The 15,493-nt window shown below is 57.9% G+C and carries 12 protein-coding genes; 7 read left to right on the forward strand and 5 right to left on the reverse strand.

What is annotated here, in order from left to right; all coding sequences use genetic code 11:
• Positions 1-36 precede the first annotated feature (36 nt).
• The 6 genes from OKF39_RS06305 to OKF39_RS06330 all read left to right on the forward strand — a co-directional run bounded on the left by OKF39_RS06305 (position 37) and on the right by OKF39_RS06330 (position 6,253).
• Positions 37-369, forward strand: coding sequence for a YbaB/EbfC family nucleoid-associated protein (locus tag OKF39_RS06305; protein ID WP_003858972.1), 333 nt, complete (start codon positions 37-39; stop codon positions 367-369).
• The gene (gene recR, locus OKF39_RS06310) at positions 369-974 is read left to right on the forward strand and encodes a recombination mediator RecR (protein ID WP_006809843.1); all 606 of its coding nucleotides are present in this window, start codon (positions 369-371) and stop codon (positions 972-974) included. Before OKF39_RS06305 ends, recR begins: the two co-directional genes overlap by 1 nt.
• 110 nt (positions 975-1,084) lie before the next feature.
• Entirely contained in the window at positions 1,085-2,959 is a 1,875-nt protein-coding gene (gene htpG / locus OKF39_RS06315) for a molecular chaperone HtpG (protein ID WP_045259919.1), read from the forward strand.
• A 195-nt stretch (positions 2,960-3,154) separates the two neighbouring features.
• The gene (adk, locus tag OKF39_RS06320; protein WP_006809841.1) at positions 3,155-3,799 is read left to right on the forward strand and encodes an adenylate kinase; all 645 of its coding nucleotides are present in this window, start codon (positions 3,155-3,157) and stop codon (positions 3,797-3,799) included.
• Between the two features lie 124 nt (positions 3,800-3,923).
• A complete protein-coding gene (hemH, locus tag OKF39_RS06325) occupies positions 3,924-4,886 on the forward strand; it encodes a ferrochelatase (RefSeq protein WP_126818312.1) in 963 nt (320 codons plus the stop codon).
• Positions 4,887-4,948: 62 nt separating this feature from the next.
• Complete coding sequence (locus tag OKF39_RS06330) at positions 4,949-6,253, forward strand: inosine/guanosine kinase (protein ID WP_045260696.1); 1,305 nt, start codon at positions 4,949-4,951, stop codon at positions 6,251-6,253.
• Positions 6,254-6,346: 93 nt separating this feature from the next.
• Here the strand turns inward: OKF39_RS06330 and ybaL are convergent, their stop codons facing one another.
• Together ybaL and OKF39_RS06340 are read right to left on the reverse strand one after the other, a co-directional pair.
• Complete coding sequence (gene ybaL / locus OKF39_RS06335; RefSeq protein WP_041911052.1) at positions 6,347-8,023, reverse strand: YbaL family putative K(+) efflux transporter; 1,677 nt, start codon at positions 8,021-8,023, stop codon at positions 6,347-6,349.
• Positions 8,024-8,255: 232 nt separating this feature from the next.
• Positions 8,256-9,464 carry an MFS transporter gene (locus OKF39_RS06340; protein WP_028012201.1) on the reverse strand — a complete coding sequence of 403 codons (1,209 nt, stop codon included), beginning with the start codon at positions 9,462-9,464 and terminating at the stop codon, positions 8,256-8,258.
• Between the two features lie 164 nt (positions 9,465-9,628).
• On the opposite strand from OKF39_RS06340, the gene ushA reads away from it, so the two are divergent.
• Positions 9,629-11,281 carry a bifunctional UDP-sugar hydrolase/5'-nucleotidase UshA gene (ushA, locus tag OKF39_RS06345; RefSeq protein ID WP_028012202.1) on the forward strand — a complete coding sequence of 551 codons (1,653 nt, stop codon included), beginning with the start codon at positions 9,629-9,631 and terminating at the stop codon, positions 11,279-11,281.
• 119 nt (positions 11,282-11,400) lie between these two features.
• Here ushA and ybaK read toward each other — a convergent pair whose 3' ends face one another.
• The 3 genes from ybaK to copA all read right to left on the reverse strand — a co-directional run bounded on the left by ybaK (position 11,401) and on the right by copA (position 15,422).
• Complete coding sequence (gene ybaK, locus OKF39_RS06350) at positions 11,401-11,880, reverse strand: Cys-tRNA(Pro)/Cys-tRNA(Cys) deacylase YbaK (RefSeq protein WP_193532885.1); 480 nt, start codon at positions 11,878-11,880, stop codon at positions 11,401-11,403.
• 198 nt (positions 11,881-12,078) lie between these two features.
• Positions 12,079-12,873, reverse strand: coding sequence for a TraB/GumN family protein (locus tag OKF39_RS06355; RefSeq protein WP_479983588.1), 795 nt, complete (start codon positions 12,871-12,873; stop codon positions 12,079-12,081).
• 50 nt (positions 12,874-12,923) lie between these two features.
• Complete coding sequence (copA, locus tag OKF39_RS06360; protein ID WP_479983589.1) at positions 12,924-15,422, reverse strand: copper-exporting P-type ATPase CopA; 2,499 nt, start codon at positions 15,420-15,422, stop codon at positions 12,924-12,926.
• Positions 15,423-15,493 lie beyond the last annotated feature (71 nt).

The following is a 15,493-nucleotide window of genomic DNA, read 5'->3' on the forward strand; positions in this document are numbered from 1 at the left end:
GTTGTAATCCTTAAACGTGAAAGAAGAGAGAAGCCTATGTTTGGTGGAAAAGGCGGTCTGGGTGGCCTGATGAAGCAGGCTCAGCAGATGCAGGAAAAAATGCAGAAGATGCAGGAAGAGATCGCTCAGCTGGAAGTCACGGGTGAATCCGGTGCCGGTCTGGTCAAGGTGACCATTAACGGTGCGCACAACTGCCGTCGCGTTGAAATCGACCCGAGCCTGCTCGAAGACGACAAAGAGATGCTGGAAGATCTGGTTGCAGCCGCGTTTAACGATGCCGCTCGCCGTATCGACGAAACCCAGAAAGAGAAAATGGCCTCTGTTTCCAGCGGTATGCAGCTGCCGCCGGGCTTTAAGATGCCGTTCTGATGCAAACCAGTCCGCTGCTCACGCAGTTAATGGAAGCACTGCGCTGCCTGCCGGGCGTTGGCCCGAAGTCGGCGCAGCGCATGGCGTTTACGCTATTGCAGCGCGACCGCAGCGGCGGGATGCGCCTGGCGCAGGCTTTAACCCGCGCCATGTCAGAAATTGGTCACTGTGCGGATTGCCGGACCTTTACCGAGCAGGACGTGTGTAACATCTGTACGAACCCGCGTCGTCAGGAAAACGGTCAGATTTGCGTGGTGGAGAGTCCGGCGGACATCTACGCCATCGAACAAACCGGGCAGTTTTCCGGCCGCTATTTTGTGCTGATGGGGCATCTCTCCCCGCTGGACGGCATTGGCCCGGACGATATCGGTCTCGATCGCCTTGAACAGCGTCTTGAGTCCGAAACCATCAAAGAGGTGATCCTCGCCACCAACCCGACGGTGGAAGGGGAGGCAACCGCCAACTATATCGCCGAGCTGTGCGCGCAGTACGGCGTTGACGCCAGCCGCATCGCCCACGGCGTGCCGGTCGGCGGCGAGCTGGAGATGGTCGATGGCACCACGCTGTCGCACTCGCTGGCCGGACGACACAAGATTATTTTCTGACCAAACGGAGGCTGCGCGCGCGGCCTCCGCTTGAAAATTTCCCCCCTTATCCCCATCTCTCACTCAACGTTTTACAACCCCATTAAATGGCATTGTTGAGGTCGACTTAGATGAAAGGACAAGAAACCCGTGGTTTCCAGTCAGAAGTAAAACAGCTTCTGCACCTGATGATCCATTCCCTGTATTCCAACAAAGAAATTTTCCTGCGTGAGCTGATTTCCAACGCCTCCGATGCGGCGGACAAGCTGCGCTTCCGCGCGCTGTCCAACCCGGATCTGTATGAAGGCGACGGCGAACTGCGCGTGCGCGTCTCTTTCAACAAAGAGAACCGCACCCTGACCATCGCTGATAACGGCATCGGGATGAACCGCGACGAGGTGATCGACCACCTTGGCACCATCGCTAAATCCGGCACCAAAGCGTTCCTGGAGTCCATGGGCTCTGACCAGGCGAAAGACAGCCAGCTGATTGGCCAGTTCGGCGTAGGCTTCTACTCGGCGTTCATCGTGGCGGACAAAGTCACCGTGCGCACCCGCGCGGCGGGCGACAGCGCCGAGAACGGCGTGCTGTGGGAATCCAAAGGGGAAGGCGAATACACCGTTGATGACATCACCAAAGCGGATCGCGGGACCGAAATCACCCTCCACCTGCGCGAAGGGGAAGACGATTTCCTGAACGACTGGCGCGTACGCTCCATCATCAGCAAATATTCCGACCACATCGCGCTGCCGGTAGAGATTGAAAAACAGGAAGAGAAAGACGGTGAAACCGTTGTTTCCTGGGAGAAAATCAACAAGGCGCAGGCGCTGTGGACGCGTAACAAGGCGGAAATCAAAGACGACGAGTACAACGAGTTTTATAAGCACATCGCCCACGACTTTACAGACCCGCTGACCTGGAGCCACAACCGCGTGGAAGGTAAGCAGGAGTACACCAGCCTGCTGTATATCCCGGCACAGGCACCGTGGGACATGTGGAACCGCGATCACAAGCACGGCCTGAAGCTGTACGTGCAGCGCGTCTTCATCATGGACGACGCCGAGCAGTTCATGCCGAACTACCTACGCTTTGTTCGTGGCCTGATAGACTCCAACGATCTGCCGCTGAACGTCTCCCGTGAAATCCTCCAGGACAGCACCGTCACCCGTAATCTGCGTAACGCCCTGACCAAACGTGCGTTGCAGATGCTGGAAAAACTGGCGAAAGACGACGCGGAAAAATACCAGACCTTCTGGAAACAGTTCGGCCTGGTGCTGAAAGAAGGTCCGGCGGAAGACATGGCGAACGTTGAAACCATCGCTAAACTGCTGCGCTTCGCCTCTACGCACACCGACTCCTCCGCCCAGACCGTGTCGCTGGAAGAGTACGTCTCCCGCATGAAAGAAGGGCAGGAGAAGATCTACTACATCACCGCTGACAGCTATGCGGCAGCGAAGAGCAGCCCGCACCTGGAGCTGCTGCGTAAGAAAGGCATCGAAGTGCTGTTGCTTTCTGACCGCATCGACGAGTGGATGATGAACTACCTGACCGAGTTCGACGGTAAGGCGTTCCAGTCCGTTGCCAAAGCCGACGAGTCCATCGACAAGCTGGCGGATGAAGTGGACGAAAGCGCGAAAGAAGCCGAGAAGGCGCTGGAGCCGTTCGTTGAGCGTGTCAAAACCCTGCTGGGCGACCGCGTGAAAGAGGTACGCTTCACGCACCGTCTGACCGATACTCCGGCGATTGTCACCACCGATGCGGACGAAATGAGCACCCAGATGGCGAAGCTGTTCGCCGCGGCGGGCCAGGCCGTGCCGGAAGTGAAATATATCTTTGAGCTTAATCCGGATCATCCGCTGGTGAAACGCGCGGCGGATACCCAGGATGAAGCTCGCTTTGCCGAGTGGGTTGAACTGCTGCTGGATCAGTCTCTGCTGGCCGAGCGCGGCACCCTGGAAGATCCTAACCTGTTCATTAAACGTGTGAATGCGCTGCTGCTGGCGTAACTGACCACGTCTCCCCTGGTCTTCTCCCTCTCCCCGTGGGAGAGGGCCGGGGTGAGGGCACCAGACCGCACTCTCCCAAATTATCTCCCCCCATTAACCGTTTCAGCCTTCCCGCCTTCCTTGAGCCACGCCCGTTCTGGTGGTATTGTTTAGCGCTTTTGAAAAATTGAAACGACATTTGAGGGGATTTTCGCAATGCGTATTATTCTGCTTGGCGCTCCGGGCGCGGGTAAAGGAACTCAGGCTCAGTTCATCATGGAGAAATACGGTATTCCGCAAATCTCCACCGGTGACATGCTGCGCGCCGCTGTAAAATCTGGCTCCGAGCTGGGTAAACAAGCGAAAGACATCATGGACGCAGGCAAGCTGGTAACCGACGAGCTGGTTATCGCGCTGGTTAAAGAGCGCATTGCGCAGGAAGACTGCCGTAACGGTTTCCTGCTGGACGGCTTCCCGCGCACCATTCCTCAGGCTGACGCCATGAAAGAAGCGGGCATCAACGTGGACTACGTTCTGGAGTTCGACGTACCGGACGAGCTGATCGTTGACCGTATCGTTGGCCGTCGCGTGCACGCTGCCTCTGGCCGCGTTTACCACATCAAATTCAACCCGCCTAAGGTTGAAGGCAAAGACGACGTGACCGGCGAAGAGCTGACCACCCGTAAAGACGATCAGGAAGAGACCGTGCGTAAACGCCTGGTGGAATACCATCAGATGACCGCACCGCTGATTGGCTACTACACCAAAGAAGCGCAGGCGGGTAACACCAAATACGCCAAAGTTGACGGCACCAAAGCCGTGGCTGACGTACGTGCAGAGCTGGAAAAAATCCTCGGCTAATCACGCTCCTCTCACCCGGGTTTCCGGGTGAGAAATATTCTCATCTTACCTATTACAGCAATGGGTTTCGTTTAAACGCATTTCCGCTACAATTGACAACCTATCAAATGGTTAAGAGGCGTGAATGAGTCAGGCGAAAACCGGCATCCTGCTTGCCAATCTGGGCACCCCAGAAGCACCCACTCCAGCGGCGGTAAAACGCTACCTGCGACAATTTTTAAGCGACACGCGCGTCGTGGATTTTCCGAGACTGCTGTGGTGGCCGCTGCTGCGTGGCGTCATTCTGCCGATTCGCTCTCCGCGCGTCGCCAAACTTTATCAGTCCGTCTGGATGGAGGAGGGCTCGCCGCTGATGGTGTACAGCCGTCGTCAGGAAAAAGCGCTGGCCGCCCGTCTGCCGGATATGCCCGTCGCACTCGGCATGAGCTACGGTAAACCTTCGCTGGAAAGTGCCGTCGATGCGCTGCTGGCACAGGGCGTGGATCATATCGTCGTGCTGGCCTTGTATCCGCAGTACTCCTGCTCGACGGTGGCCGCCGTCTGGGACGAGCTGGCGCGTATTCTGAAGACGCGCCGCCGCATTCCGGGCGTGACCTTTATTCGCGATTATGCGGATAACGAGCTCTACATTAAGGCGCTTGCCAACAGCGCCCGAGCATCGTTTGAAAAGCACGGCGAACCGGATCTGCTGCTGCTCTCCTATCACGGTATTCCGCAGCGTTTCGCCAATGAAGGGGATGATTACCCCCAGCGCTGCCGCGATACCACCCGCGAGCTGGTCTCCGCCCTTGGCCTGCCGCCGGAGAAGGTGATGATGACCTTCCAGTCGCGTTTTGGCCGCGAGCCGTGGCTGACGCCGTACACCGATGAAACCCTCAAAATGCTCGGCGAGAAGGGCGTGAAGCACATTCAGGTGATGTCGCCGGGCTTCTCGGCGGACTGCCTTGAAACGCTGGAGGAGATCGCGGTGCAAAACCGGGAATTTTTCCTTGAGGCCGGCGGCGAAAAGTATGAGTACATTCCGGCGCTTAACGACTCACCTGAGCATATCGACATGATGGTCTCGCTGGTGACGAACAGCCGCTGATCGCACTCCGGGCCGGGTTTGTGCTACCATTCCCGGCCCATATTCTTCGTACAGTTCAGACCATGAAATTTCCCGGTAAACGCAAATCCAAACACTACTTTCCCGTCGATGCCCGCGATCCGCTCCTGCAGCAAATCCAGCCTGAAAATGAAACCAGCGCGGCCTGGGTTGTCGGTATCGACCAGACGCTGGTGGACATTGAAGCGAAAGTGGATGATGAGTTTGTCGCCCGTTACGGTCTGAGCGCCGGTCACTCGCTGGTGATTGAGGACGACGTTGCCGAAGCGCTGTACCAGGAGCTGGTGCGCGAAAATCTGATTACCCATCAGTTCGCTGGCGGCACCATCGGCAACACCATGCACAACTACTCGGTGCTGGCAGATGACCGCTCGGTTCTGCTCGGTGTGATGTGCAGCAATATCGAAATCGGTGGCTACGCCTACCGCTACCTGTGCAACACCTCCAGCCGCACCGATCTGAACTATCTCCAGGGCGTAGACGGGCCGATTGGCCGCTGCTTTACGCTGATCGGCGAATCCGGCGAGCGTACCTTTGCCATCAGCCCGGGCCACATGAACAAGCTGCGCGCGGAAAGCATTCCCGAAGAGGTGATCGCGGGCGCGTCTGCGCTGGTGCTGACCTCCTACCTGGTGCGCTGCAAGCCGGGCGAGCCGATGCCGGAAGCGACCATGAAGGCGATTGAGTACGCCAAAAAGTACGATGTGCCGGTAGTGTTAACCCTGGGCACCAAATTCGTGATTGCCGATAACCCGGAGTGGTGGCAGACCTTCCTGAAAGAGCACGTCTCGATTCTGGCGATGAACGAAGAAGAGGCCGAGGCGCTGACCGGTGAAAGCGATCCGCTGCTGGCGTCCGACAAAGCGCTGGACTGGGTGGATCTGGTGCTCTGCACCGCGGGTCCGGTTGGGCTGTATATGGCGGGCTTCACCGAAGAAGAGAGCAAGCGCAAAACCCAGCACCCGCTGCTGCCGGGGGCGATTGCCGAGTTCAACCAGTACGAGTTCAGCCGCGGCATGCGCCACAAAGACTGCGTGAATCCGCTGCGTATCTACTCCCACATTGCGCCGTATATGGGCGGGCCGGAGAAGATCATGAACACTAACGGCGCGGGCGACGGCGCGCTTGCCGCGCTGCTGCATGACATTACCGCGAACGCCTATCACAAAACTAACGTGCCGAACTCCAGCAAGCACAAGTTCAGCTGGCTGACCTATTCCTCGCTGGCGCAGGTGTGTAAGTACGCCAACCGCGTGAGCTACCAGGTACTGAACCAGCATTCGCCGCGCTTAACGCGCGGTCTGCCGGAACGAGAAGACAGCCTCGAAGAGGCGTACTGGGACAGGTAAAAGCAAAACGGCAACCTGTGGTTGCCGTTTTTAGTATTTGTTCCCTCTCCCTGTGGGAGAGGGCCAGGGTGAGGGCATCAGGCCGCAGCAAACTTACCCCGTAACCGCCTCTTCAACTGGCGGCTTCGTCAGCAGCGTCAGCATGGTGTTCGCAATCTCACGCTCGCCCATCACCACCTGATTCGCGCCGCGCTCGGTAATGTACTCTACTTCGTCGTCATAGTGCGCTCGGGCAATGATCTCAATACCGGGGCACTTCTCACGCGCGGAGGCCACAATCTCACCCGCTTCATAACCGTTTGGAATGGTCAGCAGCAGCCAGCGGGCACAGTCCAGATGCGCCAGCTCCATGATCTCTTCGTTTGCCGCATTGCCCAGCACCGCACGAATCCCGCGCTCGCGAAGCTCATCCACGCGGGTGCGTGACGTCTCAATCACCACTAGCGGAATGCCCTGCGCCATCAGCTTCTCGCCGAGCAGGCTACCCACGCGGCCAAAGCCCACCAGCAGGGCGTGATTACAAATATCCACCGGGATCTGCTTCTCTTCTTCCGTTGCCTCTTCCAGCGTCTGCTCTTCGAGGGTTTCGGTCTTCTCGAGGTATTTTTCCAGCAGGGCAAACAATACCGGGTTTAGCATGATGGAGAGGATTGCCCCCGCCAGCACCAGATTTTGCCCCGCCTGCGGCAGCAGGTTCAGGGCCATGCCCAGACCGGCCAGAATAAAGGCGAACTCGCCAATCTGCGCCAGGCTGGCGGCAATGGTCAGCGCCGTGCGCGGGGAGTGGCCGAACATTCGCACCAGGAAGAAAGCCGCGAGCGACTTACCAAAAATAATGATCGCCAGCGTGCCCAGCACGGCCAGCGGCTGCTGGATCAGCACCAGCGGATCGAACAGCATCCCGACGGAGACGAAGAACAACACGGCAAACGCATCGCGCAGCGGCAGCGTGTCGTGCGCCGCACGGTGGCTCAGCTCGGATTCGTTCAGCACCATCCCGGCGAAGAACGCCCCCAGGGCAAAGGAGACATCAAACAGCTCAACGGCACCGAAGGCGATGCCCAGCGCCAGCGCAAGGACGGAGAGGGTAAACAGCTCGCGGGAGCCGGTTGCCGCGCTGCGGGACATGATCCAAGGCACCAGACGGCGGCCCACCAGCATCATGATGGCGATAAAGGCCACCACCTTACCGATGGTGATGCTCATATCCAGCGCCAGCGAGGCGAAGCCGATGTTCTCTTTTTCCATCATCCCGGCGACGGCGGGCAGCAGCACCAGCGTCAACACCATCACCAGATCTTCTACAATCAGCCAGCCGATCGCGATTTGCCCGCGCTGGCTGTCTATCAGCTGCCTCTCTTCAAGCGCGCGCAGCAGCACCACGGTACTGGCGGTGGAGAGGCACAGCCCAAAGACGATGCCGGTCATCAGCGACCAGCCCAGCACTGCCGAAAGCGCCATGCCCAGCAGCGTCGCCACCCCTATCTGGGCGATCGCTCCGGGTATGGCGATCGACTTTACCGCCATCAGGTCCTTCAGCGAAAAATGCAGACCGACGCCAAACATCAGCAGGATCACGCCCAGTTCCGCCAGTTCTGGCGCCAGTTTGGTATCCGCCACGAAGCCTGGCGTGAAAGGCCCCGCCAGTACACCCGCTAACAAATAGCCGACAAGAGGAGAAATACGCAGCTTATTGGCAATCATGCCAAGGATAAAAGCGAGCACAAGTCCACCAACAATGGTGGTAATAAGCGGTGTGGCGTGGTGCATTCCGTCTCCTTTCGTGGTGAGTGTTCCATTTTTGGCGTGAATACCAAAAAGCCAGGTAATAGTTTATGACAATTTTTGCCCTTATGTTTATGAATAATTGTTGAAGTTTGAATAAAACGGCAATATGCGATTAAAAAGGCGCATATTGATAAATTCAGAGTGGGGATGAAGAGGAAACCCTTATCGCATAAGGGGGAAGGGTAGCCAAAGCATAACTTTAGCTACCCGTAAATCACGCTTTATGACGATTATCAGGCAGGAATATGGTCAACATCCCAAGAAGCGGCAGGAAAGCGCAGATTTTGTAAACCAGGAAGATGCTGGTGTGATCCGCAACCATCCCTAATACGGCTGCGCCAAGGCCGCCCATCCCAAAGGCGAAACCGAAAAAGAGCCCGGAAACCATACCAATACGGCCCGGCAGCAGCTCCTGAGCATAGACCAGGATGGCGGAAAACGCGGAGGCGAGGATAAAACCGATTATCACGGTTAAAATCCCGGTCCATTCGAGGCTTGCGTACGGCAAAATAAGGGTAAACGGTGCCACCCCGAGGATAGAGCCCCAAATGACATATTTACGGCCAATTTTATCCCCCACCGGCCCGCCAATGACCGTTCCTGCGGCCACCGCGAAGAGGAAAGCAAACAGGTGGAACTGTGCGTTTTGTACCGATAATCCGAATTTTTGCATCAGATAAAAGGTGTAATAGCTGCTAATGCTCGCCATATAGAAGTATTTCGAGAAAATCAGCACCAGCAGCACGGAGACCGCAAGAATGACCTTATTACGAGGCAGGGGATTGATAACCTTCGCTTTAGGTTTCCCCTTGTTCACGCGATGCTGGGCGGCGTACCAGCGGCTGATCTGTGCCAGCACGACAATGGCGAGCAGGGCGGCCAGCACAAACCAGGCCACATTGCCTTTGCCATACGGGGCGATAATCACCGCCGCCAGCAGCGGGCCGAGGGAGCTACCGAAGTTGCCCCCTACCTGGAAGAGTGACTGCGCCAGCCCGTGACGGCCACCGGAGGCCATACGCGCCACGCGGGACGATTCCGGATGGAAGACGGACGAGCCGGTTCCCACCAGCGCGGCGGCGAGCAGAACCGCTTCAAAACTGCCTGCCATGGCCAGCAGCACCAGCCCGCTTAAGGTAAAGCACATGCCTATCGGCAGCGACCACGGCATCGGGTATTTATCCGTCCAGTAGCCCACCACCGGCTGCAGCAGCGACGAGGCCAGCTGGAAGGTCAGGGTGATCATCCCGATCTGTACGAAGGTTAACGAAAACTCGGACTGCAGCAGCGGGTAGATCGCCAGAATCAACGACTGGATCATGTCGTTGAGCAGATGCGAGAGGCTGATTGCGCCTAAAACTTTAAAAGAGGTGCGCGACGCCGGCGCGCCCGGAGCGGGCTGGGTTGATTCACTGATTGCCATAAATACCACGTCAATTTGTTATTAGAGATGCAGGGAGTAATTATTATCCGACTAACATACTCGTCCGTGACATTTGAAGAAAGTCGCAATTCTGAAAACTTATTTGTCTATTCTTGTTAGTCACTGTAATTTTTGCCTTTGTCTATTGGTCAGGGAGAGAGAAGATGAAGTTAATGAAGCGGGGCGTCGCGCTGGCGCTTATTGCCGCATGGGGCCTGGCAAGCCTGCCCGCGCAGGCGTATGAAAAAGATAAAACCTATAAAATCACCATTCTGCATACCAACGATCATCACGGTCATTTCTGGCGCAGTGAATATGGCGAGTATGGTCTGTCGGCGCAAAAAACGCTGGTGGACGGCATTCGCAAAGAGGTGGCGGCCCAGGGCGGTAGCGTGTTGCTGCTGTCGGGCGGGGATATTAATACCGGCGTGCCGGAATCGGATTTACAGGATGCTGAACCCGATTTCCGCGGCATGAATTTAATCGGTTACGACGCGATGGCCGTCGGCAACCACGAGTTTGACAATCCGCTGAGCGTGCTGCGCCAGCAGGAGAAATGGTCCAAATTCCCGTTCCTCTCCGCCAATATTTACCAGAAAAGCACCGGAGAACGTCTGTTTAAACCGTGGGCGCTGTTTAAGCGTCAGGATCTCAAAATCGCGGTCATCGGCTTAACCACCGACGATACGGCAAAAATCGGTAACCCTGAGTTCTTCACCGATATCGAATTCCGCAAACCGGCAGACGAAGCGAAGCTGGTGATTCAGGAGCTGCAGCAGAACGAAAAGCCGGACGTGATTATCGCCACTACCCACATGGGACACTACGATAACGGCGAGCATGGCTCCAATGCGCCCGGCGACGTGGAGATGGCGCGCAGCCTGCCAGCGGGCTCGCTGGCGATGATTGTGGGCGGTCACTCGCAGGATCCGGTGTGCATGGCGTCGGAGAACAAAAAGCAGGTGGACTACGTGCCGGGCACGCCGTGTGCGCCAGATCGTCAGAACGGGATCTGGATTGTGCAGGCCCACGAGTGGGGTAAATACGTGGGGCGGGCGGACTTTGAGTTTCGTAACGGTGAGATGAAGCTGGTGCGCTATCAGCTCATCCCGGTAAACCTGAAGAAGAAAGTCACCTACCCGGACGGGAAAAGCGAGCGCGTACTTTACACGCCAGAGATTGCTGAAAACCAGCAGATGCTCTCCCTGCTGACGCCGTTCCAGAACAAAGGCAAGGCGCAGCTGGACGTGAAAATCGGCACGCTGAACGGTCGTCTGGAAGGGGACCGCAGTAAAGTCCGCTTCGTGCAGACCAACATGGGCCATCTGGTGCTGGCGGCGCAGATGGCGCGCACGAATGCGGACTTCGGCGTGATGAGCGGCGGCGGCATTCGTGACTCCATCGAAGGCGGAAACATCACCTATAAAGACGTGCTGAAGGTGCAGCCGTTCGGCAACGTGGTGGTGTATGCGGATATGAGCGGGAAAGAGGTCGTTGACTACCTGACCGCCGTAGCGCAGATGAAGCCGGACTCGGGTGCCTATCCGCAGTTTGCTAACGTCAGCTTTGTGGCGAAGGACGGCAAGCTCAACGATCTTAAAATCAAAGGCGAGCCGGTAGACCCTGCGAAAACCTACCGTCTGGCGACGTTAAGCTTTAACGCCACCGGCGGCGACGGCTATCCGCACATCGATAATAAACCGGGCTACGTAAACACCGGTTTTATTGATGCGGAAGTGCTGAAGCAGTACATCGAGCAGAATTCGCCGATTGACGTGAATGCCTATGAGCCGAAAGGTGAGGTGAGCTGGCAGTAGTGTTGTGCGGCCTGATGCCCTCACTCCAACCCTCTCCCACCGGGAGAGGGCGCGAACACAAAAAACGGTAACGCCTGTTACCGTTTTGCTTTTACCTCGTAGCCGCCACCCGGCTTTTTTTACTCCCGGCGGGCAATATCCGCAAACTTCGCGTCCAGCATTTTCGCCAGATCGCCCGCGGCCAGTTCAATATCCAGCCCGCGTTTACCGCCCGAAATATAGATCGTCTCAAATTGCTGCGAAGGCGCATCGATCAGCGTCGGCAGGCGTTTTTTCTGTCCGAGCGGGCTGATCCCGCCCACCAGATAGCCCGTGGTGCGTTGCGCAACCATCGGGTCCGCCATATCGACCTTTTTCGCCCCCAGCGCTTTCGCTACCTTTTTGAGATCGAGCTGTCCGGCAACGGGCGTTACCGCCACGGCGAGGTGCTTCATATCGCCATTCACTGCGACCAGCAGCGTTTTATAGACCTGGTCAGCATTCAGCCCCAGCTTGCGCACCACTTCATCACCAAAGTTGGTTTCGTTCGGATCATGATCGTAGGTATGGATCCGGAAAGAAATATTGTTTTTTTCGAGTAATTTAACGGCGGGAGTCATAGCTATCCTTCTTACGACAGACAATTCATGCAGCCAGCATACGCCTGACGTTTGTCTAAAAAATAGCACCATCTTGCGCAATAGTGTTGGCAGTGATGGTCACTTTGAGCGACAATCGGCTCAGCCGAAGGTCACTTCGGTATAATAAAAACGATGAAATTCCTCTTTGACGGGCCAATAGAGATATTGGCCATTTTTTTATTTCAACAGCGACGGCAAATTCCCTTCGCCGTATAAATGCAGCGCCCCGACCGCGACCACGTACTCCCCCGCAGGTAAAGCATGCAGCGTATCTCGCCACGCTTTGTTGCGCGCATTCATCAGCACATCATAAAGCGATTCACTGAACGTCGACGGTAGCGCCAGCTTACCGTCCGCGGGCGGCGCATCCAGCCACCAGCCAATCATGGTTTGCAGCAGACGCGCGTTGGTGTGCCAGTGGGTCAGGGTATCATCCAGCAGCATCAGACCGTCGTCAGGAAGCTGGCGCAGGAGCGCAATCTGGCTGTCCGTCCCTTCCAGCTCGATGATGGGCATACGGCGCGCCCGCGCCACGTTCAGCAGCTGGTAATCAATGCCGTAGTCACCGCGCAGGCCCAGACGCTGCGCCTGCGTGGCCTGCAGCACCATCGCAATTTGCCACAGCGGCAGGTTGTCAATCATGGAGAGCGACACGCCGGTTTCTGCCGCCACGCGCCTCAGCTCCGCGAGCTGGTCGTCGTTCAGGCGCTCCGCCAGCGGGAGATCGCTTTCAAGCCCGGCAAACGGCGACTCGTGGCCGGAAATGTCCGCCTCGACGACCAGCGCGTCGGCGCGCTTCAGGCGTTTTATCAGACCGGATGGCAGAGGAGACATTCCCTGCGTGCCCATATGGATGCTGCCGACCAGGTGCAGGTGTTGCCCGCCGGGAAGCGAGATATCCAGGCCGGGCCAGGCATAGCGGCGGGGGAAGAGGGCGCGAAACGATGCTTTTATACGATTAAACAGACTCATACGCGCTCCATGACCGGAAAGGGTCATGCTAGCGCGTACGAGAACAAGGTTCAATCCTTCGGTTTAAACCGCAGCAGACGGTTGGCGTTGCTCACCACGGTAATGGAGGAGAGTGCCATCGCCGCACCCGCAACCACCGGGTTCAGCAGGGTACCGGTCAGCGGCCACAAAATGCCCGCAGCAACCGGAATACCGAGCGAGTTATAGACGAACGCCCCCAGCAGGTTCTGCTTCATGTTGCGCAACGTAGCTTTCGAAATGGCCAGGGCGTCTGCAACGCCCATCAGGCTGTGGCGCATCAGCGTGATGGCGGCGGTTTCAATGGCGACATCGCTCCCGCCACCCATGGCTATCCCTACGTCCGCCTGGGCCAGCGCCGGGGCGTCGTTGATGCCGTCGCCCACCATCGCCACCTGGCGACCCTGACTTTGCAGGTTCTTGATGGCGTCCGCTTTGCCGTCCGGCAGCACGCCCGCAATGACCTCATCAATACCGGCCTCTTTCGCGATGGCGTTGGCGGTGGTCGGGTTATCCCCGGTCAGCATCACCAGGCGATAGCCCGAGCGGTGCAGGCGCTGTAAGGCATCCACGCTGTCCTGGCGAAGCGGATCGCGCACGGCCAGCAGCGCGGCGGCTTTGCCATCCACCGCCAGCAGAACCGGGGTGGCGCCCCGAGACGCCTGTGCTTTCAGCTCTTCTTCCAGCGCGGACGTATCAACACCGTTTTCATTCAGCAATGCCTGGTTACCCAGCAGCAGCGCGTGGCCGTCGGCTTCACCGCTGACGCCAAGCCCGCGCAGAGTACGGAAATTGCTGACCTGCGGCAGGGCAGAAGCATTCGCCTTATCGAGAATGGCGCGGGCCAGCGGGTGGCTGGAACCCTGCTCCAGCGCGGCGGCAAGGCGCAGCGCGTCCTCTTGCGCAATGCCAGCGGTGCTCACGGCCACTACCTGCGGTTTGCCCTCGGTCAGCGTGCCGGTTTTATCAAAGACAATCGTATCCAGGATGCTTGCCCGCTGCAGGGCATCCGCATCACGGACCAGCACGCCAAACTCGGCGGCACGGCCCACGCCGGAGATAATTGACATCGGCGTCGCCAGGCCAAGAGCGCACGGACAGGCGATGATCAGCACCGTAGTGGCGATGACCAGGGTGTAGACAATCTGCGGTGCCGGGCCGAAGAAATACCAGATTGCCGCGCTCAGCAGAGCAATGCCGACCACTACCGGCACAAAAATGGCCGAGATTTTGTCAGCAAGCTGGCCAATCTCCGGCTTGCTGCTCTGGGCCTGGCGGACCATGCGGATAATACGCGACAGCGTGGTGTGGCTACCGACGGCACTGGCGCGGAACAGCACGCTGCCGTCCTGCACTACCGTACCGGCATGAACCGCATCGCCCTGTGATTTTTGTTGGGGGATCGGCTCCCCGGTCAACATCGCTTCATCCAGCCAGGCGTCGCCCTGGGTGATTTCACCGTCGACGGGCACCCGGTCGCCGGTGGTCAGGCGCAGCGTCATGCCCGGCTGTACCTCCGCCAGCGGGACGCTTTTTTCCCCATCGTCCGTGACCACGCGGGCCGTCGGCGGGGTTAAATCGAGCAAGCGTTCCAGCGCTTTCGAGGAGCGCTGACGGGCACGCGCTTCCAGCATGTGGCCCAGGTTAATCAGGCCGATAATCATGGCGCTGGCTTCATAATAGAGATGGCGGGCTTCCATCGGGAACCACTGGGGCCAGACGTTCACGCTCATGGAGTACAGCCACGCCGCGCCGGTACCGAGCGCAACCAGCGTATCCATCGTCGCCGTGCGGTTTTTCAGGCTCTTCCAGGCGCTGGTATAAAAATGCCCACCTGCAAAGACCATGACCGCAAGGGTAATTAAACCAATCACCAGCCACAGCGTGCGGTTGTCTGCGGTGACCATCATGTTGTCACCCATCATGCCCCACACCATCACCGGAATACCGACCAGCAGGGCGACGATCGCCTGCCAGCGGAAGCGCTTCATGGTGGCAATAGCCGTTTCCTGCTGGCGTTCGCGGCGCTCGGCATCATCTTCGATGGCCTCCGCCCCGTAGCCCGCTTTTTCCACGGCCTGCACTAAATCTGCGGCGGAAGCACTGCCCATCACCAGCGCAGTACGCTCCGCAAGGTTGACCCGTGCCTGTGCGACGCCCGGTACCGCCTGCAGGGCGTTCTGCACGCGGGAGACGCAGCTGGCGCAGCTCATGCCGTTGATCAGCAGCTGTTGGCTGTCATCAATATCATCCGCTGCCGGAAGCTCAGGAGTGGCCGCTGTCAGTGCTTCCGACGGGGATGATGACTCTGCCAGCGGGTTAGCCTTTGGGTGGCTTAATTCCGCCCCATAACCGGCCTGTTTAATGGTATCAATCAGCGCGTCCGCGCTGGCGCTGCCGGTCACGGCGGCATGGTCGATAGTCACTTCAGCGCTTTCAACGTCAGGACGCTGTTCCAGGCTTTCTTTAACGCGTTTGACGCAGTGGCCGCAGGAGAGGCCGTCCAGCGTCAGGTCGATAGTGTGAGACATAACAAAACTCCCGTATAATATATTGGTCAGTTGTTGACCGGAGTAACGCTTTTCGCTAACTGTTATGAAGG

It is taken from the genome of Enterobacter cloacae complex sp. HYC042_NIDB, assembly GCF_056673315.1.